Genomic DNA, 24281 nt, shown 5'->3' with positions numbered 1-24281 from the left:
CTAGCGGTCTAGAGCTTGAACCCCGGAACTTCCCCCTCCCCATAGAAGTCCGGGGTTTTTTTTGCCTGCAGAAAACTGCCTGGGGGACGTCCCAGACAGTTTTCGTGGCTTACTGGGCTTCTACCTCGGCACCCTTGTCCGCCAGTTCCATCCAGCCTGCCAGCACGGTGTAGGCATCTTCCAGGCCCATGCGCTTGGGGGCCGAGAACAGCTGAATTGTCACGAGATCGCCCCAGCCCTTGCGGATTTCCGCCTGAACCTTGAGCAGCGTGTTCTTGGCTGCACCATAGGTCAGCTTGTCCGCTTTGGTCAGCAGGATGTGCATCGGCATGCCGGCGGCCACGGCCCAGTCGAGCATCAGCAGGTCGAAATCGGTCATCGGATGGCGGATGTCCATCATCAGGATCAGACCTTTCAAACTCTCGCGCCCACCCAGGTACGCCTCCAGGTGACGCTGCCAGTGTTGCTTGAGCGGGATCGGTACTTTTGCATAACCGTAGCCCGGCAGGTCGACCAGACGGCGTTCATCGTCTAGCTTGAAGAAGTTCAACAGCTGTGTGCGCCCCGGTGTTTTCGAGGTGCGTGCCAGGCTGGCATGAGTCAGGGTGTTCAAGGCACTCGACTTGCCGGCGTTGGAACGCCCGGCGAAGGCGACTTCGAAGCCCTCGTCATCCGGACATTGGTCGACTTTGGCGGCGCTGAGCATGAAGGTGGACTGTTGGCACAGACCGAGGATGGGATTCTTGAGTTGCATGGGATTTCCGATGTGGGCGGCGCCAGGATTGGGTGCGGCAAGCAGTGTCGCTTCCGTTTCAGTGACGCCAGTATATAATGCCGCAGATTTTGTGTGCGCTTTGTCCCAACGCAGGATGAAGTTCACGAGAGCGACAGACCTTGATTGCGCACTAGAACGCAGCACGCTCTCAACCCTGAAAAGGTCGTTTTATGACGAAATGGCTGCTAGCTGCCGGTGTCTTGATGCCGCTTTACAGCGCTCAGGCTACACAGGATCCGGACGCAGTGTACAACCGTGTTTGTGGTGCCTGTCATTCCGGCCAACTCCCCATGGCGCCGAAAAAAGGCGATCAGGAAGCTTGGGCGCCGAGGTTGGCGAAAGGTATGGAGACGCTGGTGCAACACGTGACCCAGGGTTTCAAGGCGATGCCGCCGCGTGGTTTGTGCATGGACTGCAGTGCCGAGGATTACCAAGCCATCATCCTTTGGATGAGCGAGTAAACCCGGTCCATAACTCTTAACCCTTAGCCGTAGTTGGATTAGCTGATGAACAAATTGATCGTGAGTCTGCTGTTGACCGTGGGCATCTCCGGCATGGCCCATGCTGCAGGTGAGCCAGTAAAACCTGGTGACAAAGCAGCTGGCCAGGCAAAAGCCGCCGTATGTGGCGCCTGCCACGGTCCGGATGGCAACAGCATGGCGCCAAACTTTCCGAAACTGGCGGGTCAGGGTGAACGCTACCTGACCAAGCAGTTGCACGACATCAAGTCGGGCAAGCGCACCGTTCTGGAAATGACCGGCCTGCTGACCAACCTGAGCGATCAGGATCTGGCGGACATCGCCGCCTACTTCGCCAGCCAGAAAGGTAGCGTCGGTGCCGCCGACGAGAAACTGGTCAAGCGCGGTGAGAATTTGTTCCGTGGCGGTGACCTGGCCAAGGGCCTGCCAGCCTGCACCGGCTGCCACTCGCCAAACGGCGCAGGTAACGCACCCGCCGGTTTCCCGCACCTGGGTGGCCAGCACGCTCAGTACATCGCCAAGCAACTGACCGATTTCCGCAAGGAAGATGGTGGCCGCAACAACGACGGCGACACCAAGCCGATGCAGAGCATTGCCAAAAAGCTGAGCGACGAAGACATCGCCGCGGTGTCCAGCTACATCCAGGGCCTGCACTAAGGCCGGCGGATCGGGCGTTGAACGGGGTGCAGGTCGCCTGCAACGTTAACGCTCGATTAATCCGTCACAGCAAGTATAAAAAGGGTGGCTTTGGCCGCCCTTTTTTGTGGCCGCTGCCGTTACACTACAGAACTCAAGCCCGCCAGGATCTGTCTGAAAACAAGTCGCGCGAGGCGATAAAATTTGTCCAGGAGTAAAGCATGCGTAATCTGATCATCAGCGCCGTTTTTGCCGCTGCCAGCCTGTTCGGCATGACTGCCCAAGCCGCTGAAGCCCCCGCCGCACCTTATGTCGAACTGAGCAATCCGGTTCCGGTCGCCGTGCCTGGCAAGATCGAAGTGGTAGAGCTGTTCTGGTACGGCTGCCCGCATTGCTACGCCTTCGAGCCGGTGATCAATCCGTGGGTCGAGAAGCTGCCTACAGACGTGAATTTCGTGCGCATCCCGGCCATGTTCGGTGGCGCGTGGGATGCTCACGGCCAGATGTTCCTGACCCTTGAAGCCATGGGTGTCGAGCACAACGTTCACGCCGCGGTATTCAACGCGATTCAGAAAGAACACAAGAAACTGACCGACAAGGATGACATGGCCGACTTCCTCGCTACCCAAGGCGTGGACAAGGACAAGTTCATCGCGACGTTCGACTCTTTCGCTATCAAGGGTCAGATCGTCAAGGCTCGTGAACTGGCCAAGAAGTATGAAATCTCCGGCGTTCCAACCATGATCGTCAACGGCAAGTACCGCTTTGACGTAGGCTCCGCCGGCGGTGCCGAACAGGCCCTGCAACTGGCCGACAAACTGATCGACAAAGAGCGAGCGGCTAACAAGGCTGCCGCCAACTAAGGGCAGTCACTGCCATGCGCCGATGGGGTACTGAACGCACTGTTGGCCTGCATGATCCGCGGGTCAACGAGCATCATCTGGAGTCCACGGGCCTGCCCGCAGACAGTCGTCTGCGCTTGCTCAGTTTCAATATCCAGGTCGGCATCAGTACCGAGCGCTACCGGCATTACCTGACCCGGGGCTGGCAGCATCTGCTGCCGCACACCGGGCGTGCCGATAATCTGCAGAAAATCGGCAATCTGCTGGGCGACTTCGATCTGGTCGCCTTGCAGGAGGCCGATGGCGGCAGTCTGCGTTCAGGCTACGTCAATCAGGTCGAACACCTGGCCCAGCTCGGCGCCTTCCCCTACTGGTATCAACAACTCAATCGCAATCTCGGTCGCCTTGCCCAGCACAGCAATGGCGTGCTCAGCCGATTGCGTCCGTGGGCAATTGAAGATCATCCATTGCCGGGCCCAAAAGGTCGCGGAGCCATTTTGGTACGCTTCGGCGAAGGTCCGGAAGCGCTGGTGGTGGTGATGATGCACCTGGCGCTGGGCGCCCGGGCGCGCAGCCTGCAACTGACCTACATCCGCGAGTTGATTGGCGATTACAAACACCAGGTACTGATGGGCGACATGAACACCCATGCCAGTGACCTGCTGCAAAATTCCGCGTTGCGCGATCTCGGCCTGCTCGCGCCGCAAATGGAAGCAACGTTCCCCAGCTGGCGCCCACAGCGCTGCCTGGACCATATCCTGCTGAGCCCGAGCCTGACCCTGGAAAAGGTCGAGGTGCTGGCACAGCCCATTTCCGATCACCTGCCGGTCGCGGTAGAGATTCGTCTGCCGGGTTCGCTCACGGCCGATGCATTGCCCGCGTTGAGTCCTGCCCTTCGCGGATCCCATGAATGAGCGACGAAGCACAGCGCTGGAAAGAGAAATACCTCAAAAGCATCGAACAACAGGAAAAGCTCGAACGTCGCTGGGACGCACGGCTCGATTTGCTGCGTCGTGGGCTGGTGCGCAGCACCCTGGCGGCGGAGGGTACTGACCGCGCCGTTGATCAATGCATGAAGGAAATGCGTGAGGTCGTGCGCACCGATGACATGGACGCCGGCCTGGCCGCGCTGATTCCACGCCTGGAAAAAGCCGTGCTCGACTCCGAGCAGCGTCGGGAAACCCGGATCAACCAGACCAGTGCCGCCCTGACTGCACTGGTCACTCAACTGCAAACATTGCCGCTGCCACGGGATGTGAGCCGGCCACTCAAGAGTTTCGCCAAGCAACTGGATGCGCGGGTCAGTCAGGCACGTGAGATACCGTTGTTGCTCAGCGAGCTGAGTGGTTTGCAAGGCAAGGCCCTGAGCCAGCTGGAGACTCCGACGGAGCCCGGTCGACCGGGCTTGCTGCAGCGATTGTTCGGCGGTCGTGAAGTGGAGGAGATGGCGGCCACAACGGCTATTTCTCCTGTCCAGGCCTCAGCCTCGCAGTCGGTAGCAGCGCCGTCTGCCCCTGTAGCTGAGAACCCTGCGGCGATTATCGAGTCGGCCCCGATCGTGGTAGAGCCGGCAATCTGCGAGGTATCCGTTGCTGAGCGAGCTGAAGACGCCTGCGCGCCGACCGAGCCAGCCGTGGCTGCGCCTGCTCCGGCAGTCGTGGCAGAAATCGAATCGGCCGAGCAACCGACCCCGGAAACCGTCGCGGCGTCTCCTGAGTGGGAAACAAACCCTGACGAGCTGACCGCGCAAGCTTCGCCAGATAACGTGCCCTTACCTCCGACTCCGACAGTGGATGTGGCCGTCGTCGATCAGGCGCCATCCGAACACGATATTCTCTACGCGCTCCCGGACTCCCCCGAGCCTTCCTACAGCTCGGTGGCCAGTCACATCGAAGACACGCTGCTGGGGCTGCTCGACGATCTGACATTGCCCGAGCGGCATCGTCCGCAAGCCGAATCCATGCGCGATCGTCTGAAAAACGGCTTGAACTGGTACGAATTGCTACCGATCCTCGATGACTTCGCCACGTTGATGCTGGCCATTACCGACAGTGGCCAGCATGAGTTTGAAGCCTATCTGCAACGGCTGAACGAGCGCCTCGAAGCGTTCCAGAGCAACTTGCAGGCCGCCACCGCAGGACACGCCGACAATCGTTCGGCGGCGCGGCAGATGGACACGCAAATTCGCGAACAGGTCGATGGCTTGCAAAGCAGCATGCAGGAAGCGGCAGACCTGGATGATCTCAAACACGTCCTGGAAAACCATCTTGAAGGCTTGCTGGGCACGATGGACCAACACCAGAAACAGCGCGATGAGCGCGAGCAAGAGGTCGCTGCGCGCCTGCACAGCCTCGCCGAGCGGGTCGCCCATATGGAGCAGGAGGCCCAGGGTTACCGCGAGCACCTTGAAGAGCAACGGCAGAAGGCATTGGTCGACCCGTTGACCGGCCTGCCCAACCGCGCGGCCTGGAGCGAGCGCCTGGATCATGAAGTCAAACAATGGCAGCAACATGGCAACTCGCTACTGTTGGCCATGCTCGATCTCGATCATTTCAAGCGCATCAACGATAACTACGGGCACCTGGCCGGTGACAAAGTGCTGAAGATCATTGCCAGTGTGTTGCGCAAGCGTCTGCGCGGGACAGATTTCATTGCCCGGTTTGGCGGCGAAGAGTTTGTGCTGTTAATGCCATCCACGGTGCCAGCGGCGGGCTTGAAGCTGCTGGAAAGCTTGCGTGCCTCCATCGAGGCCTGTCCGTTCCACTTCAAGGGAGAGCCGGTGACCATCACCGTTTCTATCGGAATGACGGCGTTCAGGCCGGGTGAGCACGGCGATCAGGTGCTTAAAAGAGCCGATCAGGCGTTGTATCGGGCAAAAAATGCCGGCCGCAACCGGGTGGAGCCGGGCTGATCATTATTTGTTCGATTTGGTTTAATTCCATGGGATTGCCGCCAGCTCGCAAGGCATTACGTTACACTGTTGCATTATTGTCTTGTGTGTACTGCCTTTCGCCATGAAATATTTTGCTCTGATCCTATCGCTGATTGTGCTGGCCGGTTGTGCCAGCGGTCCCCGTTTCGACACCAGCCACCCTTCGTCCAATCACGACAGTCGCGTGCAGTTTGTGGTGCTGCATTACACCAACGCCTCGCTGGAGCGTTCGTTACAACTGCTGACCCATGGCGAAGTCAGCAGCCATTACCTGATCGGTGACGACAAGGGCGCCACCATCTACAAACTGATGGATGAAAACCTGCGGGCCTGGCACGCCGGGGAAAGCGAATGGAATGGCCGGACCTGGCTGAATTCCAGTTCCATCGGTATCGAAATCGTTAATCCGGGCTTCAAGGACACCCCGACCGGACGCGTGTGGTACCCCTACACCGAAGATCAGGTCCAGTCCTTGATCGTTCTGCTCAAGGACATCAGCAAGCGTCACGGCATAAGGCCTGGCGACATCATCGGCCATAGCGATATTGCTCCGATGCGCAAACTGGACCCGGGGCCGTTGTTCCCCTGGAAACGTCTGGCCGCCGAAGGCTTGGGCATCTGGCCGAACGAACAGTCGGTGGCGCGCCAGCAAATGCAGTTTGCCGAGCAGTTGCCGAGCATCAGCTGGTTTCAGGCACAATTGGCCCGCCTGGGTTATGCCTCGCCACAAACCGGCGAGCTCGATGTCGCGACACGAAATGTGATCGCGGCATTTCAGTTGCATTTCCGCCCGGCGCGCTTCGATGGCACTCCGGATGCGCAAACCGCCGCGTTGCTTTTGGTGTTGAATCAGACAAAATAATGACGCCCGCCCGACGGTCCGGACATTTTTCCAATCAGCAGCTATAACTCATTGGTAATTCTTCGGATATTACAAAATGCCTGCTGCCCGAGAGACGCTCCAAAGTTGGTTCCATCGCCCCTGGTTTTTGGGGCTGCTGGCTGCTGTCTTGAGCTCAACGTTATTGATGGCCGGTAGTCTGTTCGTCGCCATACACCAGATCGAGCAAAACGAAAGCGAAGAAATGAATGCTCAGGGTGAGCGCTTCCTCGCCCGCCTGGAACAGCTCTTCGGGCAACTGCGTGAAAGCCTTGACGACCTTGAAGCACAACCGTTGCGCGGTTGCGATGCTGAAATGATCGCGACCTTGCAACAGGTTACGTTCAATTATCGCTTCGTCTACGAAGCCGCTTACATGGACTCCTCGCGGATCTGTTCCAATCGGCCTCGCCAGGAGGGGCTGTCGCTGATTCGATCGCCAGACATCAAGGGCCCGACTTACAGCTATTGGCTCAACACCACCACCGAACCCGATGAAAACCGCGCCGCGTTGATGCTCGGGCGCGGGAACTTCCGGGTCGCGACCTCTCGTGGGCACTTGACCGACATGGTCGACCTGTCACCGGGCAGCAGCCTGCTGGTGGTCCTTGACCATGGCGCCCGGGCGATTCCGGTGCTGGGTGTTTCTCAGGCTTGGCCGCCGGCCAAGGTCTGGCCACCGAAAAACCGCGATGCGCTACAAATCACCCGGACACGCCTGATTTACCGCATGCCGACCGACAACCCGGAGTATCAATTGGTGTTGATCAGCCCGCGCAGCGGCATGCATATCCCGACGGTCTGGTGGTGGCTGCTACCGGCCAGCCTCGCGCTCGGCTTATGTGTCGGGTTCCTGGTGTTTCTCCTGGTACGCCAGCGGCAGTCGCTGGATGCCGAACTGACCGGCGCGATTCGCCGTGGCGAGTTGCAGGTGCTGTATCAACCGATCTTCGACCTCGATAGCCGCAACTGTGTCGGAGCTGAAGCGCTGCTGCGCTGGCGCAGACCGGACGGCACCCTGACCAGTCCCGACCTGTTCATTCCAATGGCGGAGAACACCGGGCAAATTCGCCAGATGACGGACTTCGTCCTGCAACGCCTGCTCGAGCAGCTCGGGCAGTTGCTGCGTGCCAATCCGCAACTGTACATATCGGTCAATCTCGCGGCGTGTGACGTAATGGTTCCGCGGATCGGCCAGGTGATGGCGCGACTGCTGACCCTGCACCGCGTCGCTGCGCAGCAAATTGCCTTTGAGGTCACCGAGCGTGGGCTGGTCGATGTGGTGGTGGCCCGGGAAAACCTGCAAGCGCTGCGGGATGTCGGGCACCAGGTGTTGATCGATGACTTTGGCACCGGCTATTGCAGCCTCGCCTATTTGCAAACCCTGCCGGTGGATTGCCTGAAAATCGACAAGGCGTTCATTGATGCGTTGGGTCATGACGCCGCCAGCAGCGGTGTGGCCCCGCACATTATTCACATGGCCCAGTCGCTGCACCTGAAGGTGATTGCCGAGGGCATCGAACATGAGGCCCAGGCCGAGTTCCTGAGCAGTGAAGGTGTGAAGTTCGGCCAGGGCTGGCTGTTCGCCCATGCGCTGAGCGCAGTGCAGTTCATTGAATTGATTACCCGTGGACGGCGGCGTATGGCCGGCCGGCGTCTGGATGACGAAGCGTGAAGGTGACCTAAACGGTCAGCGCCATGTAGAACTGAGTACCCTGCCCCGGCCGTGAATAGACACCCATCCGCCCGCCATGCAATTGCACGATTTCCTTGCACAGTGCCAGGCCGAGCCCGGCCCCGCCCTTCTTGCGTCCAACCTGCACGAACGGCTCGAAGATCCGCCCTTGCTGACCGTAGGCAATGCCTTCGCCGTTGTCCTCGACACTGATGATGACCCGGTCGCCGTGGCGCCGGGCCTGCAGGCGTATCCTCCCGCCGGGGCCGGTGTGACGCAAGGCGTTGTCGATCAAGTTGTCGAGTACCCGGTCCAGTTGTGGCTGGTCGGCCTGCAATCGCGGTAATGGCCCCTGCACTTCCACCAGCAGATTGATTTCCTTCTCTTCGGCCGCAGTGGCAAAGCGTGCCTGAGCCTGTTCCAGCAAAGCTTCGATGGAACACGGTGCCAGGCTGAGTTTCTGCAAGCCGTTCTGGTAGCGGGAGAAATTCAGCAGGTCATTGATCAACTGCATCAGCCGCTGCATCTCTTCATTCACGGTATCGAGCAGGTCGGCTTCCCGGGAATCCGGGGCAAAGTGCGCGCGCTCGCGGAACAACCCGAAGGCCATGTGCATGCCGGTGACCGGTGTGCGCAATTCATGGGAGGCGCGCAATACGAACTCGCTGCGTACCCGTTCGAAGGCACGCTGTTCCGTGACGTCATGCAGCACCATCACGGCACCGAGAATATGACCCTGGGTATGGCTGACCGGTGTCAGGCTATAGGTCAGCAGTCGCGACTCGCCGTCGACTTCGACGCTCAAGTCTTCCGGTGCCCGCTCCAGCGTGCCGCCGCGCAGCACCAGTTGCAGCTGCTCATCGAGTTCGGAGCGCTCCAGCGCCGTGCCCAGCCCTTGACCCAGACGATCGGACTCCCAGCCCAACTGACGCTGGGCCACTGGATTAAGATGTTCCAGATGGCCCTGGCGGTCGATCATCAGCAGTCCGTCGTCGATGCTGTCGAGCACGGCCTGCAAACGCTGTTGCCCGGCCAGCAGTTCATCGACGTTGGTGGCCTGATGTTCACGCAGTGCCTGGGCCATGATCCCGAAACGCCGGGTCAGCTGGTTCAGCTCCATCGCCGAAGAGATCGGCAGTGTGACATCGAAATTGCCCTGGCCGATATTGTCCGCTGCCTTGGCCAAAGCCTCGATGGGCTCCCCGAAACGCCGGGCGATGGCCTGCGCGGTCACGAAGCCGATGATCAATACCGCCAGCCCCACCAAACCAAGCAACCCGGCAATCAGCAATGCCCGCTCCCGGGCCTGACGCTCGGTATTGTTGATGTTATCCAGCGCGCGTTTGTGCTCGGCGATCAAGCCATTGCGCAGTGCGTTGAATTTTTCCGTCAGGTTGTCGTGGCTGCTGAGCACATTCGACGTATTCGGGGACGTTTCATAAGCCTGGATAAAACGCTCGTAGTCGGCCTTGGCTTTTCGGAAGCCGTACTCGCTTCCGTTTTCCGCCGGCTCCTGGGCGATACCTTCTTCCAGCAGTTCGAAGTAATGTTGCTTCGAGGCGGCGAAAGCGGCGGAGTCAGGCTTCTCGCTGAGTATGAGGATCAGTTGGTCACCCAGGGTCTGACGCAGCTTGAGCCCCAGGTCCAGGGTGACGAAGTTGTTGCGGATCAGCGCTTCCTGGCTGCCGGCCATCTGCATCACGCTGACCAGCCCGAGCAAGAGCCCGAGCAACGCAACGGTGATCAGTGCGGAAATGCTCAGGAAAAGCCGGGTCCGCAATTTCATCGCCAGTTTCATTGGCTGTTGCTCACAAGTTGTACTGCTTGCGTTTGCGGTACAGCGTCGAGGCGTCGATGCCCAGGGTTTTGGCCGCTTGATCCAGGGTGTCGGCGGTGGCGAGGATCGCGCCGATGTGGGCCTTCTCCAGCTCCTCCAGGCTCAGTGCCGCGCCGATGCGCGGTGCGTTGTTGACCGGGGTTTCGGCCATGCCCAGATGACTGATCTCGACCCACTCCTGCGCACAGATGATGCTCGCCCGCTCGATCACGTTGCGCAGCTCGCGGATGTTGCCCGGCCAGCGATAACTGAGCAGCGCCTCCCGGGCCTCGTCGCTGAAGGCGCGTGCGGGACGGGCATACTCCTTGACGAAACGCGCCAGGAAACGATCGGCCAGGTTGAGAATATCTTCACGGCGTTCGCGTAGCGGTGGCAGGTGCAAGGTAATGACATTCAGGCGATAGAGCAGGTCTTCACGGAAACGACCGTCACGGGCCATGTCCTCAAGATTGAGGTTGGTGGCCGCGAGGATGCGCACGTCGGCACGGCGGGTCACCGGATCGCCTACGCGCTCATATTCTTTGTCCTGAATAAAACGCAGCAACTTTGGCTGCAATGTCAGGGGAAAGTCGCCGATCTCGTCGAGAAACAGCGTTCCGCCGTCAGCCTGGTTGACTCGGCCCAAGGTGCTTTCGCTGGCGCCGGTGAAGGCGCCGCGGCTGTGGCCGAAGAGTTCGCTTTCCATGAGCTCGGCGGTCAGTGACGGGCAGTTGATCGTGACGCAGGACTTCTTCGCTCGTTTGCTCCAGCCGTGAATGGCTTGGGACAGTTCGCCCTTGCCGGTTCCGGATTCACCAAGGATCAGGATATTGGCATCGGTCGTGGCAACCTGGCGGGCGGTTTCGAGCACCACTTTCATGGCCGGGCTGTGGGAGTCCAGGCCATCCTGGGGTTTGCGCACTTCACCTTCCAGGGCTTCCAGTCGTGCCGACAGTTGCCGCACTTCCAGCTGCTTGGCAGTGGCCAACCGCAATTGATCGGGGCTGCACGGTTTGACCAGATAGTCGGCGGCACCGGCCTGGATCGCATCCACCGCCGTGTCGACGGCTGAGTGTGCGGTGACGATCACCACCCGCATCCAGGGCGCCTGGATACGCATCTGGGCCAGCACATCGAGGCCATTGTCTTCACCCAGGCGCAAATCGAGGAAACACAGGTCGAAGACCTGCCGCTGCAACAGGGCATCTGCCTGCGCGGCACTGGTGGCGGTGGCCACGCTGTAGCCTTCGTCTTCGAGGCAATAACGGAAAGTACGCAGGATGGCGGACTCATCATCCACCAGCAGAATGCGGCCTTGATGCTCATTGGCTGATTCCATTTTCCTACGCTCCTTAATGAATAATCTTGGTTGAGTCCCGGAGAAGTCGGGCAAGTTGCATGATTGATTCTGGGTCATTCCTGCCATGGCAGGGTAGCTTTCATCCGATGTATCGGTTAGCCGCCTGATTTTGCGGGTCTTTTAGATGCCCGGTATCTGGCAACAGCCAGCGTGTATTTTTGACATCCGCGCCTTCCTCTCAATTCAAAGAATTTACGACTTCCTTCAAATGAATCGTGCAATACGCACGGCCGTACGAGAGGCATCGTGCAGGATGCGTGCGAAGTGATTTCTCTCTAGATCATAAAATATTGATATTGAAGGAAATTAATTCAAATCAAGGCTGGCATGCAGGCTGCAATTGTCTGGTTGACCAGGGCATTCAAAAAAGCCCGCTATCGAATACCGATCCGATCGGCAGGAGTTGCAGGATGAACCGTCAACGTGCCGCCCACCTGTACCTCTCGCCTGTGCATGTCCAGCAAGGGCTGTTTGCTGTTCTGGCGCTGTTGATCACCCTGATCGGCGGCCAGCAGTTTCTGTGCAGGGCGCAGAGCCAGCAGCCGGAAGCTCCACACCTGTCGATTCGGTATCCGACCCAAACCCATTTCAGTGCTGTCGGCAGCGGTCAGGCCGATAGCCCCCCGATGCACATGATGGATGTCGACCAGGCCGGGCCTGTGGGTGAGGTACGGCATCGGGAGCGTTGGGTGTTCTAGGCAAAACCTGCGCCGCACCCGATGCGCCGGGAAACGCAGCACCTCTAAACAGAAGCGTAAGGAGAATCACCATGTTGAGCTGGGCAATCACTTTCCTGATCATCGCCATCGTCGCCGCCGTACTGGGCTTCGGTGGTATCGCGGGCACCGCCACGGGTATCGCCAAGATTCTGTTTGTCGTGTTCCTGGTGATGTTTATTGCCTCCTTCTTCTTTGGTCGTCGCGGTCGAGGCTGACATGGGAGGCGTGTTCAAGACACTGGCAGCTGTCCTGTTGTTGGGCGGTAGTGCCATGGCGAAAGCAGCCAATGACGGCCAGGCGCGGGTCAATGAATTGTTGAACACAGACTCGCATTGCGTGAAACCTGGCAAGACGTCGTGAAGAAAGAGGAATGCCTCTTTCCATCTGCGCCACCTGAGGAGGGCCGGCGCATGACCAAGGGGTCGGGACGTTCTGCCCGTTTCGGGGGCGGAGTGACCTACGGGTGCAGGGAGTGCCTGCGCAAGGACCGGGTCAGGAAAAGCTGTTGCGCAAGTTCGCCGGACCGCCATGGTTCGACGGGCTTGCGCAGGGCTTGATCGCGCAACATATTGAAATAGAGCGATCGTCTCGGTTTCATCAGCGTTATCGCTTGCTGGTCCTTGTAACGTCGGAAAACACTTTTCCCGGTGTTTCACCAGCGACCGTATATCGAGAAAAATTACCTTTCTTTGGCCGCGATTTTTCGCTTCGTCCTGCGGGATTTTGCTGAAAAATCAACGCTCGGCCATTGCTCAAAAAACATCCGATCTGCTCTGCGATGGCCGGTTCACGGCACTTATGCCCGCTGAAATGTCGCATTCAAACCCTTTGCGACGTCGCATTCAGTAAAAAAAATCATGCCGATTCGGCATGGGGTAGGCGTTTACGGCATTAGACGGCGCTTCCTTGCATCGGAATAGTTGCGCCTTTTTCGCCTGCCAGAGAGCCGTAAACACGCGTTCCTGGGCACCTTATACGGGGGGCGGATGCACTGACTTTTTCGCCATAAGCGTTCCAGTTCACGCATCTCCCTGAATCAAACAAAAAGTAAGGGTAAAGATATGAAGAAGGCAAAGCTTAGCCTCGCCTGGCAGATCCTCATCGGTCTGGTATTGGGGATTGCAATCGGTGCGCTGCTCAACCATTTCAGTGCCGAAAAAGCCTGGTGGATCAGCAACGTCCTGCAACCGGCAGGCGATATCTTTATCCGTCTGATCAAGATGATCGTGATTCCGATCGTCATTTCCTCCCTGATCGTCGGTATTGCAGGCGTCGGTGACGCCAAGAAGCTGGGGCGCATCGGCTTCAAGACCATCATCTACTTCGAGATCGTCACCACCATCGCCATTGTGGTCGGTCTGCTGCTGGCCAACCTGTTCCATCCGGGTGCCGGTATCGACATGAGCACCCTGGGCACTGTGGACATTTCCAAGTACCAGGCCACGGCGGCCGAGGTTCAGCATGAACACGCGTTCATCCAAACCATCCTCAACCTGATCCCGTCGAACATCTTTGCGGCCATGGTTCGCGGCGAAATGCTGCCAATCATCTTCTTCTCTGTATTGTTCGGTCTCGGTTTGTCGAGCCTGCAGGCGGACCTGCGCGAACCGCTGGTGAAGATGTTCCAGGGCGTATCGGAAAGCATGTTCAAGGTCACTCACATGATCATGAACTACGCCCCGATCGGCGTGTTCGCACTGATCGCGGTGACCGTTGCCAACTTCGGCTTCGCCTCGCTGATACCGCTGGCCAAACTGGTGATCCTGGTTTACGTCGCCATCGCCTTTTTCGCTTTCGTGGTCCTGGGCCTGATCGCTCGCCTGTTCGGGTTCTCGGTGATCAAGCTGATGCGCATCTTCAAGGATGAGCTGGTACTGGCCTACTCCACCGCCAGCTCCGAAACCGTGCTGCCACGCGTGATCGAGAAAATGGAAGCCTACGGCGCGCCGAAAGCCATTTGCAGCTTCGTGGTGCCAACCGGTTACTCGTTCAACCTCGACGGTTCGACCTTGTACCAAAGCATTGCGGCGATCTTCATTGCCCAGTTGTATGGCATCGACCTGTCGATCAGCCAACAACTGTTGCTGGTACTGACCCTGATGGTCACCTCCAAAGGCATCGCCGGCGTACCGGGCGTGTCCTTCGTGGTGCTGCTGGCCACCTTGGGCAGCGTCGGTATTCCTCTGGAAGGCCTGGCGTTCATCGCCGGTGTCGATCGTGTCATGGACATGGCCCGTACCGCACTGAACGTGATCGGTAACGCACTGGCTGTTCTGGTTATCGCTCGTTGGGAAGGCATGTACGACGACGCCAAAGGCCAGCGCTACTGGAATTCCCTGCCGCACTGGCGCAGCAAGGAAAAACTGCCGGCGGGTGAAATTTCTAGCAACTGATACAAAACCTGTGGGAGCGAGCTTGCTCGCGATGACCGACTAAAGCCGACATTGATGTCGACTGATACACCGCTATCGCGAGCAAGCTCGCTCCCACAGTGATCTACGAAAGCCGCACCAGACAAACCCCGGATAAATCCGGGGTTTGTCGTTTCTGGCCACCCCGCTATCATTCGCGCATCTTTTGGGGGATTTGACTGATGCTCAATGGCCTGTGGCTTGGCTTCTTCATCGTGGCAGCCGTATCGGCGCTGGCTCAGTGGCTGATTGGCGGCAATGCCGGGATATTCGCGGCGATGGTGGAAAGTATTTTTGCCATGGCCAAGCTGTCGGTCGAGGTCATGGTGTTGCTGTTTGGCACCCTCACTCTCTGGCTGGGCTTTTTGCGCATTGCCGAGAAAGCCGGGATCGTCGAATGGCTGGCCAAGGCCCTGGGGCCACTGTTTTTGCGCCTGATGCCTGAAGTCCCGCCTGGTCATCCGGCCATCGGCCTGATTACCCTGAACTTCGCCGCCAACGGCCTGGGCCTGGACAACGCCGCCACGCCTATCGGCCTCAAGGCCATGAAAGCGCTGCAGGAGCTCAATCCCAGCGCTACCGTCGCCAGTAACGCACAGATCCTGTTCCTGGTGCTCAACGCCTCCTCGCTGACCCTGCTGCCGGTGACGATCTTCATGTATCGCGCCCAGCAAGGCGCGCCTGACCCGACGCTGGTGTTCCTGCCGATCCTGCTGGCGACCAGTTGCTCGACCATTGTCGGTTTCCTGTCGGTGGTGTTCATGCAGCGCCTGCGCATTTGGGACCCTGTGGTGCTGGCCTACCTGATCCCCGGCGCTCTCGCCCTCAGCGGTTTCATGGCGTTGCTGGCGACCCTTTCGGCGACCGCGCTGGCCAGCCTGTCGTCGATTCTCGGCAACCTGACGCTGTTTGGCCTGATCATGCTGTTTTTACTGATCGGCGCGCTGCGCAAAGTGAAGGTCTACGAGGCCTTCGTCGAAGGTGCCAAAGAGGGTTTTGATGTCGCCAAGAACTTGCTGCCCTACCTCGTGGCAATGCTCTGCGCGGTGGGTGTTCTGCGGGCATCCGGGGCGCTGGATTTCGCTCTGGACGGGATTCGGCATCTGGTGGCGTGGGCTGGTTGGGATACGCGTTTCGTCGACGCGCTGCCGACGGCGATGGTCAAACCCTTCTCGGGTAGTGCCGCCCGGGCAATGCTGATTGAAACCATGAAGACCTCGGGCGTGGACAGCTTCCCGGCGCTGGTGGCGGCGACAGTCCAGGGCAGTACCGAGACGACGTTCTATGTCCTGGCGGTGTACTTCGGTGCCGTGGGCATCCAGCGCGCACGACATGCAGTCGGTTGTGCATTGCTGGCGGAGCTTGCCGGGGTGTTGGGTGCGATTGGGGTTTGCTACTGGTTCTTTGGTTGATCGGCTCCACCCGCCAACGCCTTCAACGCTGTCTTGCGCTCGCCCGTCGGCAAGGCACCGAGCTGCTCCACGGCGGCATAAAACTTCAGCCAATCGCCATCCACCTGATGGAACAGCGCGGCAAATGCCGGTACCCATTGGTCGTACAAACCAAACGGCAATAGCCGGGCATTGTTCATGGGGGCATTGACCCAGGCGTCGTAGCGTTTGTCTGCGGCCCACTGACGGTCGCGCAATTGCCGGTATTCGCTGCGCAAGCGCTCGAACTCGGCAGCCTTGCGCTGGCGCATTTGTTCGGTCGGCAATGGCAAGGTGTAGAGCTTTTCCAGCCGGGTGCGGGTCATCAGCACCAACTCAGTGAACTGTTCGCGCTGACGTGCCTGCGCATCGTTATCCGGTGGCAGATGTCGGTAGGCGCGCCACTGGCGGGTACCTTCCTGCTCGACGAAGGTGGCAAAGGATTCGTTGAACTCCGTGTCGTTCTTCACATAGAAACGCTGATGGGCCAGCTCGTGAAAGATCAGCGTGGCCAGTCGCTCATCGCCCCAGCCCGTCATCGAACTGATGATTGGGTCGTTGAACCAGCCGAGTGTCGAATAGGCCTCGACGCCGCCAATCGATACGTCCATACCCTGCAAGCGTTGCAAAGCCGCTTCGCCGCGGGCTGCACTCTGGCTGTAGTAACCGCGATAGGCCACGCAGCCGGCGACGGGGAAACAGTGGCTTACGGGCTTGAGGGAAAATTCCGGTGTGGCGAAGACATTCCAGACGACAAAGGGGCGGCCAATGTCAGCGTACAGGCGGTAACTCTGGTTATCCGGCAGGTGCAATTGCTGGCTGGCAAACGTTCGGGCCTTTTGCGATTGCTCCAGGTGTGCGCGCAGTTTTTGATCGCGCGCCGGGTCGGCAATCACACTGGAAACCGGCTCCCTTGCCCGCAGCAATTGCAGTTGACCACTGGCCAGTTGGTTGTAGTAGCTGATGCTGGTGCAACCGTTGAGCCACAAAAACAACATACCCGGAAACAAAACGCGAAAAACGCGATCAAGTAATCCAGGGCTAGGAAGCGGCCTGATCAAAATAATTCTTCCTTGGAGAGTCTTTCCACAAGACTATCCCGCCTGACTGGAGCTCCGCTATGCGCATGTTGATACTGACAGGAGGCCTGTTGATGCTGGCCGGCTGTGCTTTTTTCGGACTACCCCGCCCTGATCCTGCGCAAGCCTGGATCGATCTTGCGTCGAAGCAAGCAGATACGAAGCTGCAAGCGCTGGAGGTCGATGACAAGGCCACCGACGATAAACGCTATTTTCAGGTCCAGCCCGGTAGCCATGAGTTGACGGTCCGCTACCAATTCTCGGTCCAGCCCACCAACATCGGCCCTGACGCCGAACCGTTGAGGCGCGATTGCCAGTTGAACGTGAAATTCAACGACTTCAACGCGGGCGAGCGTTATCAGCTACGGGCGGGGAACATCGGTTTTCGGCCTTGGGCGAAACTCTACGATCAACAACGAAAAGTGGTTGGCCAAGGCACGCCAGCGGGCTGTCAACACTCCTGATCGGCGTTATGCTGAATGCATAGCCCCTTGGGACATTCATCATGTACAGGTTGATGCTGTTACTCGCCATCAGTGTTGTTGCGGGTTGTCAGACCCCGATGCCGGCGGCTAATCCAAAGATGGCCTGGGTCGAATTTTCCACGCCCTTCCCTAACGATAAATTGCTGATGGCCGAGCGTCTGGATAAACAGCGCTTGGCCGACGGGCGGTTTTTTGAGGTTTTGCCCGGCAGCCATGAACTGATCGTCCGCTTCGACTTCGAAGTACCCAGTGGCGCGGGCTTGAACAATATGGGTGGCCCTTCTGAACGCATATGTTACTTGACCATCAACTTCGATCATTTCGAAGCCGGCCAACGTTATGTGCTTGAAGGCCGCTCGATTGCCTTCATCCCTGAAGCCAGGCTATACAACGCCAAGCGCGAGATCGTTGCTGAAGACCGGGAATCCTACTGCCTGATGTGAACGGTTCAGCGGTCGTTCTTCTGGTAGATGATTTTCCTGGTGCCGTTTTCGCACGAGCCAACGACCATGTTCTGGTCGTGTACCTCGTCGTTGGTGACGATTTCAAGCGTGTAGGAGGTGACGCCACTGGCCTGGATCTTGGCTTCGATCTCGGCCTTGAGTTCTTCACAGGGTTTCGGCGCCGCAAGGGCCGAAGTGGTCAGCGCGCAACAGATTACTGCCAGGGCAAAACGTTTCATGGTTGAAGCTCCTTTGACGCAGCACGCACAGTCATGGGGTTTCGCTGCTGTCATTTATTCGACCACAGTTTTAGCGGGCAAGTCTGTCACGACGCAAAAAAGATCGCAGCCTTGGGCAACCTGCCGGGTTATTCCGGTGTTTGCCCAAGGCTGCGATCTTTCGTTTCAACGAAAATCCAGCCGACCCATGTTGCCTCCAGGCTGATTTTTGCCTTGAGGATCAACTTCACTTCGTCCAATCAATCTGCTTTTTTCGCGGGATTTTTTACCGGGCTATTGAAACTCGGGTATATGCCCACATTGCATGAAGCACGCTTTTGGATTCGGCAGGTTTCCGTTCACAAGAACAAACCTGCGCCCTCAATTGGAGAAGCAGGTTTATGAAACGACTGTCCGATATCAAGTTCTCGACCCTCGATCTGGTGCCGGTGCGCGAGAACGGCAGCGCGGCCCAGTCGCTGCGCAATTCGCTGGACCTGGCGCAACACGTCGAGAAGTTCGGTTACAACCGCTTCTGGGTGGCCGAGCACCACAACATGGACGGTATCGCCAGTTCCGCGACTTCGGTGCTGCTCGGCTACCTGGCCGGTGGCACGTCGACCATTCGCGTCGGTTCGGGTGGGGTGATGTTGCCCAACCACGCACCGTTGGTGATTGCCGAGCAGTTCGGCACCCTGGAAAGTCTGTATCCGGGCCGGATCGATCTGGGTCTGGGGCGTGCCCCGGGCTCCGACCAGATGACCGCACGTGCGTTGCGCCGTGAACGCTCCGGCAGCGCCGACGATTTCCCGGAAGATGTGGCAGAACTGATGCGCTACCTGGGTCCACGCACACCGGACCAACGCATCATCGCCATGCCGGGAACCGGGACCAATGTGCCGGTCTGGTTGTTGGGGTCGAGCCTGTTCAGCGCACAGTTGGCGGGTGAGCGCGGTTTGCCCTACGCCTTCGCATCGCATTTCGCACCGCGCTACATGCATGAAGCGATTCGGGTGTACCGCAATCACTTCAAACCGTCAGCCGTTTTGGACAAACCCTACGTGATGCTCGGTGTGCCATTGGTGGCAGCCGATACTGACGAGCAGGCCGATTACCTGGCCACGTCGGTTTTCCAGCGGATTCTCGCCCTGATGCGTGGGCAAAGCCTGGTGCAGCGTCCGCCGGTAAAAACCATGGACGGCCTGTGGTTGCCCCATGAGAAAGAGGCTGTGCACGACTTCCTTGGCCTGGCCATGATCGGCAGCCCGCAGAAAATCCGCGCCAAGCTCGAAGTCCTGATCGAACAGACCCAGGCCGACGAGCTGATTTTCACCTGTGACCTGTACGAACATGCGGATCGCGTGCATTCCTACGAGTTGCTCGCGCAAGTCATGCGAGGCTGAGGCTCAAAAGGCAGGCATAAAAAAGACCTGCGCAAAGCGCAGGTCCTGGTGACGGCGGGAGCAAGGCGAGTATCAGGTGCCGGACTTGATCTTGGTCCAGGCCCGGGTGCGCGCACGTTCGGCATCGCGTGGCAATGGTTGCAGGGTGTAGAGCGTGCCCATCGCCGTGTCGGTCGGGTACAGGTTCGGGTTGTTGCGGATCGCCGGGTCGACCATTTCCGTAGCGTCCTTGTTCGGGTTCGGGTAGCCGACGAAGTCACTGACTGGCGCGATCACCTGAGGTTGCAGCAGGTAGTTGATGAAGGTGTAGGCGTCTTCCGGATTCTTCGCACCTTTGGGGATGGCGAGCATGTCGAACCAGATCGGCGCGCCTTCTTTCGGCAAGCGCATGTCGACAACGACGCCGTTCCTGGCTTCCTTGGCGCGGTTGGCAGCTTGCGAGAAGCTGCCGGAGTAACCGACCGCGACGCAGATGTCACCGTTGGCAATGTCGGCCATGTACTTGGACGAGTGGAAGTAGGTGATGTACGGACGGATCTTCATCAGCAGCGCTTCAGCCTTGTCGTAGTCCGCAGGCTTTTTGCTGTTGGGGTCCAGGCCAAGGTGTTGCAGGGCCAAGGGCAGGATCTCCGACGGCGAGTCGAGCAGGGCGACACCGCACTGCTTGAGCTTGCTGATGTTCTCTTCCTTGAAGATCAGGTCCCAGCTATCCACCGGCGCGTCGGCACCCAGCGCTGCCTTGACTTTATCCGGGTTGAAGCCGATCAGGATGGTGCCGTACATGTAAGGCACGGCGAACTTGTTGCCCGGGTCGTTGGCCTCGATCAGCTTCATCAGCTTGGGATCGAGGTGGTTCCAGTTCGGCAACTTGCTGGGGTCCAGGGGCTGGAACACGCCGGCTTCGATCTGCTTGGCGAGAAACACGTTGGACGGCACCACCACGTCGTAGCCGGAGTTACCGGTCAGCAACTTGGCTTCCAGCGCTTCGTTGGTGTCGAAGATGTCGTAGACCAGTTTGGTCTGGGCGTTCTGGGCCTTGAAGTCTTCCAGGGCCTTGGGCGTGATGTAGTCGAACCAGTTGTAGACGCGCAGCGTACGTTCTTCTGCGTGTGCTGCGCCGCTGAGTACCGTGGCACACAGGGCTGGCAGGATAAAACGCTTGAGACTTTTCATTCTTCTACTTCCTCATCAAGCGCTTTCAAAACCTTCGAGAACATTCACGGCGTTGATGCCGATTTCTTCCACCGCATAACCGCCTTCCATCACGAACAGCGTCGGAACGCCGAGGCCGGCGATGCGCTTGCCCATGGCCAGGTAGTCCGGGCTGTCGAGCTTGAATTGCGAGATCGGGTCGTCCTTGAAGGTGTCCACGCCCAGGGACACGACGATGATGTCGGCACCGTAGCTTTCGATCTCTTTGCAGGCTTGTTCCAGTGCGGCACTCCAGGCGTCCCAGCCCGAACCTGCGGCCAACGGATAGTTGAAGTTGAAACCTTCACCGGCGCCTTCGCCGCGTTCATCTTCATAGCCGAGGAAGAACGGGAATTCGGCTTCCGGGTGGCCGTGGATCGAGGTGAACAGCACGTCGCTGCGTTGGTAGAAAATCGATTGGGTGCCGTTGCCGTGGTGGTAATCGACGTCGAGGATAGCGACCTTTTTGTGGCCCTGATCGAGGAACGCCTGGGCAGCAATGGCGGCGTTATTGAGGTAGCAATAACCACCCATCAAGTCGCCGGCGGCGTGGTGTCCCGGCGGACGGCACAGGGCGAAGGCACTGCGGGCGCCGCGCTGGATTTCCGCTTGCGCGGTGAGTGCGACCTGCGCTGCGCTGTACGCCGCTTGCCAGGTGCCCGCGGTGATCGGGGCGCCGCCATCGAAACTGTAATAGCCGAGCTGGCCGTGCAGGCTGGTCGGTTTGACCTGACGCAAGGTACGGGCCGGCCAGGTGTAGGGCAGCAGATCACCGTCGGTGTTGAATTCGGTCCAGCGTGCCCAGGCACCCTTGAAGAAATCGAGGTAGTCACGGCTATGGATGCGTGCGATGGGCTCCAGGCCGAAATCCTTCGGCGCTTCTACAGGGCCCAGGTTCTGGTTTTTCACCCGTTGCAGCACGTGGTCGGCACGGGAGGGCATCTCGAAGCAAGGCTTGAGTTGCCCGTCGATAAGTTCGCAACGGCCGTGGTGCAGGTGGTGATCGTCCGAGTAGATCGTCAGCATTTTCTTGTTCTCCGCAGGCTGGTTCGGTTGAACACAGTCTTGCGGTGCAGACGGTTTAGGAGAACGGCAGGAAAGGCCAAAAGGGGATCGATATGGCCAAAACATTTGACCGAAATTCGCCCCTGGTAGCGTGGGCATACCTCCGCATAGGGCGTGAGTGCTGTTCCGGCCGCCATCGCGAGCAAGCTCGCTCCCACATTGATCTTCAGTGAATGCACTATCCATGCACGACGCAAATCCCCTGTGGGAGTGAGCTTGCTCGCGATGGCGGTATTTCAGACAACGAATGACTCAAGGTCTGAACTGACTCGGTGCCACCCCGCTCCAGCGCACAAAGGCATGGCGAAAACTCGCGGTTTCGCTGAAGCCCAGGGCCTCGGCGATTTGATAGATCGGCAGTTGATCCTCGCAAAGCATTTGCTTGGCCTGCTCGAAGCGCAGTTCGTCGAGCAGTTCCTGATAGCTGCAACCCATGTCCTTGAGATGACGGCGCAAGGTCCGCGCCGAACAGTTCATTTGCTCGGCCAGCCCCTCCAGTCCCGGCGCTGCATTCAACTGCGCGCTGAGCAACTGCCGGATCCGTCCCAGCCAGGCCTGGCGCCCGGTGAACTCGATGTTCTGTTTGCGGCAGCGTTCGGCCATGGCTTGATGGGTGATGACATCGGCCAGCGGCAACGGCTGGTCGAGCCAGCGCTTGTCGAAGGCAAAGGCATTGTTCCGCGCGCCGAAGTGCAACGGGCAATCGAAGTGCTCGGCGTAGCTCGTTTCGTAGTCGGGCGCGGGATGTTCGAAGCGTGCGCCGAGCAAGGGCAGGGGGTGGCCGAGCAGGTCGTCACAGGTGACTTTCAGCGACACCAGGCAGAACTCGGCGTTGAACACGGCCATGGCCGGGCTCTCGCGGTAATCGGCAGCGGCGAACCAGATGCGCTCGCCATCGTCTTCAAGGCTCAACTCGAAAAGTGTTCCCAGCAGCGCCGGATAGCGTATCGCCAGACGCAAAGCGTCACCGAAGGTGGCACAGGTGAGCAGGGCGTAACCGAGCATGCCATAGCAGGAAACGTGCATCCGCCGGCCCAGTTCCAGGCCGATGTCACGCTTGAGGGCAACGGCGTTGGCACAGACCTGCATCTCCTGATTGGTGGTGATGCGCGTGTCGGCACGGTTCAGATCCGCCGCACTGATGCCGCTACCGGCAAGCAGCGCTTCGCTGGACAGACCTTCGGCCTTGAAGGCATCGAGTACCAGGGAGACCGCGTTGAGCGTGGTGAGGTGGGAGTGGAGCATAAGGACTTCCAGCCTTGGGATGCTGGAATGCGGAGCAAGTTGTATGCCGGGTGAGATTCCCAATGTGGGAGCGGGCTTGCTCGCGAAGGCGGGGTGTCAGTCAATATTGATGTCATCTGACACGCCACCTTCGCGAGCAAGCCCGCTCCCACAGGTTTTGTGTTTTGTCAGCTCAGTTCGCCGCAAAGGTCGAGTTCGACAAGCCGACGGACTTCGTCCGTTTCAAGCCCTGCGCCCAGCAGTGCATGCAACTTGCCGAATGCCGCTTCACGGGTCATGCCGCCACCGGACAGCACACCGACACCGCGCAAGCGACTGCCTGCCTCATAGACGTCCAGTTCAACCCCGCCTTCGTGGCATTGCGTCACCGCGACCACTACCACGCCGTTATCCTGCGCACGCCCGAGGCTGGCGAGAAATTCAGGGTTGTCACTCGGCCCGGTGCCGCTGCCGTAGCACTCCAGCACCAGACCTTGAATGCCGCTGTCGAGCAGGCCATTGAGGATCTCGGCACCGATGCCTGGGAACAGCGGCAACACGGCAACCTTCGCCAGTTGTTTTGCCTGGTTGTAGTTCAACGCTGTTGGCAGCGAAGAGGCTTTCACACCACCACCCTGACGCTCCAGGCGCTTGAATGGATGACGGCCAAAACTGCGCACCTTCGCGCAACGGGTCGGGTCCAGCAGTTCGCCATGGAAGTACAGATGTACGCCCGGCGCCAGGCCTTGGCCCAGGGCGACCAATGCGCCACTGAGGTTTTCCCAGGCATCGCTGTCGGTCACACCGGCCGGCAGCATCGAGCCGGTGAAGCACACGCGGGCGTGCAGGCCGAGCAACTGGAAACTCATGGCGGCGGCGCTGTAGGCCAGGGTGTCAGTGCCGTGCAGGATCAGCACGCTGTCGCAGCCCTGCACATCCACCGCGTCGACTACCGCTTCACGCAGCTGCTGCCAATACGCAGGGGTCATGTTGGCGCTGTCGATAAGCGGTGACATCTCGCGAAAGCGCCACTGCGGCACCACCAGTTCGGGTTGGCTGTGCAGGTAGTCACGCATCCGCGCTTCGAAACCGGACGCCGGAGCCAGGCCGTGGGCGCTGGCCTGCATGCCGATGGTGCCACCGGTGTAGAGCACCATGACGTGCTGGGCGGCAGGGTAGTTATTGGAAATCATCTGGAGGTCTCCGCAAGAGATGACA

General features: G+C 59.1%; 24 protein-coding genes and 1 pseudogene. 16 read left to right on the top strand and 9 right to left on the bottom strand.

Annotated elements, in window-relative coordinates; genetic code table 11:
• Positions 1–109: 109 nt before the first annotated feature.
• Positions 110–754, bottom strand: a complete 645-nt coding sequence (gene yihA, locus ABIA48_RS14620; RefSeq protein ID WP_008002192.1) for a ribosome biogenesis GTP-binding protein YihA/YsxC — start codon at positions 752–754, stop codon at positions 110–112.
• A 191-nt stretch (positions 755–945) separates the two neighbouring features.
• Between yihA and ABIA48_RS14615 the strand changes: the two genes are divergently transcribed.
• The 7 genes from ABIA48_RS14615 to ABIA48_RS14585 all read left to right on the top strand — a co-directional run bounded on the left by ABIA48_RS14615 (position 946) and on the right by ABIA48_RS14585 (position 8219).
• The gene (locus ABIA48_RS14615) at positions 946–1236 is read left to right on the top strand and encodes a c-type cytochrome (RefSeq protein ID WP_007989421.1); all 291 of its coding nucleotides are present in this window, start codon (positions 946–948) and stop codon (positions 1234–1236) included.
• Between the two features lie 45 nt (positions 1237–1281).
• Positions 1282–1911 (top strand): c-type cytochrome, encoded by a 630-nt coding sequence (locus tag ABIA48_RS14610; protein WP_204932736.1) that lies wholly within the window; start codon positions 1282–1284, stop codon positions 1909–1911.
• A gap of 200 nt (positions 1912–2111) precedes the next feature.
• Complete coding sequence (locus ABIA48_RS14605) at positions 2112–2753, top strand: thiol:disulfide interchange protein DsbA/DsbL (protein ID WP_429489522.1); 642 nt, start codon at positions 2112–2114, stop codon at positions 2751–2753.
• Positions 2754–2767: 14 nt separating this feature from the next.
• A complete protein-coding gene (locus ABIA48_RS14600; RefSeq protein WP_429489520.1) occupies positions 2768–3646 on the top strand; it encodes an endonuclease/exonuclease/phosphatase family protein in 879 nt (292 codons plus the stop codon).
• Complete coding sequence (locus tag ABIA48_RS14595) at positions 3643–5643, top strand: diguanylate cyclase (RefSeq protein ID WP_429489518.1); 2001 nt, start codon at positions 3643–3645, stop codon at positions 5641–5643. Before ABIA48_RS14600 ends, ABIA48_RS14595 begins: the two co-directional genes overlap by 4 nt.
• Positions 5644–5746: 103 nt before the next feature.
• The gene (locus ABIA48_RS14590) at positions 5747–6526 is read left to right on the top strand and encodes an N-acetylmuramoyl-L-alanine amidase (RefSeq protein ID WP_429489516.1); all 780 of its coding nucleotides are present in this window, start codon (positions 5747–5749) and stop codon (positions 6524–6526) included.
• Between the two features lie 76 nt (positions 6527–6602).
• A complete protein-coding gene (locus tag ABIA48_RS14585) occupies positions 6603–8219 on the top strand; it encodes an EAL domain-containing protein (protein WP_429489514.1) in 1617 nt (538 codons plus the stop codon).
• A 7-nt stretch (positions 8220–8226) separates the two neighbouring features.
• Here the strand turns inward: ABIA48_RS14585 and ABIA48_RS14580 are convergent, their stop codons facing one another.
• Together ABIA48_RS14580 and algB are read right to left on the bottom strand one after the other, a co-directional pair.
• The gene (locus ABIA48_RS14580; protein ID WP_429489513.1) at positions 8227–10017 is read right to left on the bottom strand and encodes a KinB sensor domain-containing domain; all 1791 of its coding nucleotides are present in this window, start codon (positions 10015–10017) and stop codon (positions 8227–8229) included.
• A 10-nt stretch (positions 10018–10027) separates the two neighbouring features.
• Positions 10028–11374, bottom strand: a complete 1347-nt coding sequence (gene algB, locus ABIA48_RS14575) for a sigma-54-dependent response regulator transcription factor AlgB (RefSeq protein ID WP_429489511.1) — start codon at positions 11372–11374, stop codon at positions 10028–10030.
• A gap of 431 nt (positions 11375–11805) precedes the next feature.
• Here algB and ABIA48_RS14570 point away from each other — a divergent pair, with 431 nt between their 5' ends.
• The 6 genes and pseudogenes from ABIA48_RS14570 (at position 11806) to ABIA48_RS14545 (ending at position 15937) form a co-directional block, all read left to right on the top strand.
• On the top strand, positions 11806–12093 hold the full coding sequence (locus ABIA48_RS14570) for a hypothetical protein (protein ID WP_429489509.1): 288 nt from the start codon (positions 11806–11808) through the stop codon (positions 12091–12093).
• Between the two features lie 71 nt (positions 12094–12164).
• Positions 12165–12329 (top strand): DUF1328 domain-containing protein, encoded by a 165-nt coding sequence (locus ABIA48_RS14565; protein WP_003170804.1) that lies wholly within the window; start codon positions 12165–12167, stop codon positions 12327–12329.
• Between the two features lies 1 nt (position 12330).
• Positions 12331–12491, top strand: a pseudogene (locus ABIA48_RS14560) (inhibitor of vertebrate lysozyme family protein); the annotation flags it as partial.
• Between the two features lie 128 nt (positions 12492–12619).
• A complete protein-coding gene (locus ABIA48_RS14555; protein ID WP_429492981.1) occupies positions 12620–12844 on the top strand; it encodes a hypothetical protein in 225 nt (74 codons plus the stop codon).
• 331 nt (positions 12845–13175) lie between these two features.
• A complete protein-coding gene (gltP, locus tag ABIA48_RS14550; RefSeq protein ID WP_414875770.1) occupies positions 13176–14507 on the top strand; it encodes a glutamate/aspartate:proton symporter GltP in 1332 nt (443 codons plus the stop codon).
• Positions 14508–14707: 200 nt separating this feature from the next.
• Complete coding sequence (locus tag ABIA48_RS14545) at positions 14708–15937, top strand: spore maturation protein (RefSeq protein ID WP_204932760.1); 1230 nt, start codon at positions 14708–14710, stop codon at positions 15935–15937.
• On the opposite strand, the gene ABIA48_RS14540 is transcribed toward ABIA48_RS14545, so the two are convergent.
• Complete coding sequence (locus tag ABIA48_RS14540; RefSeq protein ID WP_429489506.1) at positions 15919–17016, bottom strand: aminopeptidase; 1098 nt, start codon at positions 17014–17016, stop codon at positions 15919–15921. The two genes, ABIA48_RS14545 and ABIA48_RS14540, sit on opposite strands and share 19 nt — an antisense overlap.
• A gap of 59 nt (positions 17017–17075) precedes the next feature.
• On the opposite strand from ABIA48_RS14540, the gene ABIA48_RS14535 reads away from it, so the two are divergent.
• Both ABIA48_RS14535 and ABIA48_RS14530 read left to right on the top strand, forming a co-directional pair.
• A complete protein-coding gene (locus ABIA48_RS14535; RefSeq protein ID WP_429489504.1) occupies positions 17076–17498 on the top strand; it encodes a hypothetical protein in 423 nt (140 codons plus the stop codon).
• A 41-nt stretch (positions 17499–17539) separates the two neighbouring features.
• Positions 17540–17962, top strand: coding sequence for a hypothetical protein (locus ABIA48_RS14530; RefSeq protein WP_429489502.1), 423 nt, complete (start codon positions 17540–17542; stop codon positions 17960–17962).
• Positions 17963–17967: 5 nt separating this feature from the next.
• On the opposite strand, the gene ABIA48_RS14525 is transcribed toward ABIA48_RS14530, so the two are convergent.
• A complete protein-coding gene (locus ABIA48_RS14525; protein WP_007989462.1) occupies positions 17968–18201 on the bottom strand; it encodes a DUF1161 domain-containing protein in 234 nt (77 codons plus the stop codon).
• Positions 18202–18581: 380 nt separating this feature from the next.
• Here ABIA48_RS14525 and ABIA48_RS14520 point away from each other — a divergent pair, with 380 nt between their 5' ends.
• Entirely contained in the window at positions 18582–19583 is a 1002-nt protein-coding gene (locus ABIA48_RS14520; RefSeq protein WP_204932772.1) for an LLM class flavin-dependent oxidoreductase, read from the top strand.
• A gap of 72 nt (positions 19584–19655) precedes the next feature.
• On the opposite strand, the gene ABIA48_RS14515 is transcribed toward ABIA48_RS14520, so the two are convergent.
• The 4 genes from ABIA48_RS14515 to ABIA48_RS14500 all read right to left on the bottom strand — a co-directional run bounded on the left by ABIA48_RS14515 (position 19656) and on the right by ABIA48_RS14500 (position 24256).
• Positions 19656–20756: a polyamine ABC transporter substrate-binding protein gene (locus tag ABIA48_RS14515; protein ID WP_429489500.1), complete on the bottom strand. Its 1101-nt coding sequence runs from the start codon at positions 20754–20756 to the stop codon at positions 19656–19658.
• Between the two features lie 15 nt (positions 20757–20771).
• Positions 20772–21800 carry a histone deacetylase family protein gene (locus ABIA48_RS14510; protein ID WP_429489498.1) on the bottom strand — a complete coding sequence of 343 codons (1029 nt, stop codon included), beginning with the start codon at positions 21798–21800 and terminating at the stop codon, positions 20772–20774.
• Positions 21801–22091: 291 nt separating this feature from the next.
• Positions 22092–23084 (bottom strand): AraC family transcriptional regulator, encoded by a 993-nt coding sequence (locus ABIA48_RS14505; RefSeq protein WP_429489496.1) that lies wholly within the window; start codon positions 23082–23084, stop codon positions 22092–22094.
• Positions 23085–23251: 167 nt separating this feature from the next.
• The gene (locus tag ABIA48_RS14500; protein WP_429489494.1) at positions 23252–24256 is read right to left on the bottom strand and encodes an asparaginase; all 1005 of its coding nucleotides are present in this window, start codon (positions 24254–24256) and stop codon (positions 23252–23254) included.
• Positions 24257–24281: the final 25 nt, after the last annotated feature.

Source organism: Pseudomonas sp. S30_BP2TU TE3576 (genome assembly GCF_050436025.1).
Lineage (GTDB): Bacteria > Pseudomonadota > Gammaproteobacteria > Pseudomonadales > Pseudomonadaceae > Aquipseudomonas.
This window is presented reverse-complemented; position numbering and strand designations above follow the sequence as displayed.

Excerpts from the sequence above, each read along its gene's own strand:
- yihA (WP_008002192.1), bottom strand. The coding sequence starts at position 754 with ATGCAACTCAAGAATCCCATCCTCGGTCTGTGCCAACAGTCCACCTTC.
- ABIA48_RS14615 (WP_007989421.1), top strand. The coding sequence starts at position 946 with ATGACGAAATGGCTGCTAGCTGCCGGTGTCTTGATGCCGCTTTACAGC.
- ABIA48_RS14610 (WP_204932736.1), top strand. The coding sequence starts at position 1,282 with ATGAACAAATTGATCGTGAGTCTGCTGTTGACCGTGGGCATCTCCGGC.
- ABIA48_RS14605 (WP_429489522.1), top strand. The coding sequence starts at position 2,112 with ATGCGTAATCTGATCATCAGCGCCGTTTTTGCCGCTGCCAGCCTGTTC.
- ABIA48_RS14600 (WP_429489520.1), top strand. The coding sequence starts at position 2,768 with ATGCGCCGATGGGGTACTGAACGCACTGTTGGCCTGCATGATCCGCGG.
- ABIA48_RS14595 (WP_429489518.1), top strand. The coding sequence starts at position 3,643 with ATGAGCGACGAAGCACAGCGCTGGAAAGAGAAATACCTCAAAAGCATC.
- ABIA48_RS14590 (WP_429489516.1), top strand. The coding sequence starts at position 5,747 with ATGAAATATTTTGCTCTGATCCTATCGCTGATTGTGCTGGCCGGTTGT.
- ABIA48_RS14585 (WP_429489514.1), top strand. The coding sequence starts at position 6,603 with ATGCCTGCTGCCCGAGAGACGCTCCAAAGTTGGTTCCATCGCCCCTGG.
- ABIA48_RS14580 (WP_429489513.1), bottom strand. The coding sequence starts at position 10,017 with ATGAAACTGGCGATGAAATTGCGGACCCGGCTTTTCCTGAGCATTTCC.
- algB (WP_429489511.1), bottom strand. The coding sequence starts at position 11,374 with ATGGAATCAGCCAATGAGCATCAAGGCCGCATTCTGCTGGTGGATGAT.
- ABIA48_RS14570 (WP_429489509.1), top strand. The coding sequence starts at position 11,806 with ATGAACCGTCAACGTGCCGCCCACCTGTACCTCTCGCCTGTGCATGTC.
- ABIA48_RS14565 (WP_003170804.1), top strand. The coding sequence starts at position 12,165 with ATGTTGAGCTGGGCAATCACTTTCCTGATCATCGCCATCGTCGCCGCC.
- gltP (WP_414875770.1), top strand. The coding sequence starts at position 13,176 with ATGAAGAAGGCAAAGCTTAGCCTCGCCTGGCAGATCCTCATCGGTCTG.
- ABIA48_RS14545 (WP_204932760.1), top strand. The coding sequence starts at position 14,708 with ATGCTCAATGGCCTGTGGCTTGGCTTCTTCATCGTGGCAGCCGTATCG.
- ABIA48_RS14535 (WP_429489504.1), top strand. The coding sequence starts at position 17,076 with ATGCGCATGTTGATACTGACAGGAGGCCTGTTGATGCTGGCCGGCTGT.
- ABIA48_RS14530 (WP_429489502.1), top strand. The coding sequence starts at position 17,540 with ATGTACAGGTTGATGCTGTTACTCGCCATCAGTGTTGTTGCGGGTTGT.
- ABIA48_RS14525 (WP_007989462.1), bottom strand. The coding sequence starts at position 18,201 with ATGAAACGTTTTGCCCTGGCAGTAATCTGTTGCGCGCTGACCACTTCG.
- ABIA48_RS14520 (WP_204932772.1), top strand. The coding sequence starts at position 18,582 with ATGAAACGACTGTCCGATATCAAGTTCTCGACCCTCGATCTGGTGCCG.
- ABIA48_RS14515 (WP_429489500.1), bottom strand. The coding sequence starts at position 20,756 with ATGAAAAGTCTCAAGCGTTTTATCCTGCCAGCCCTGTGTGCCACGGTA.
- ABIA48_RS14510 (WP_429489498.1), bottom strand. The coding sequence starts at position 21,800 with ATGCTGACGATCTACTCGGACGATCACCACCTGCACCACGGCCGTTGC.
- ABIA48_RS14505 (WP_429489496.1), bottom strand. The coding sequence starts at position 23,084 with ATGCTCCACTCCCACCTCACCACGCTCAACGCGGTCTCCCTGGTACTC.
- ABIA48_RS14500 (WP_429489494.1), bottom strand. The coding sequence starts at position 24,256 with ATGATTTCCAATAACTACCCTGCCGCCCAGCACGTCATGGTGCTCTAC.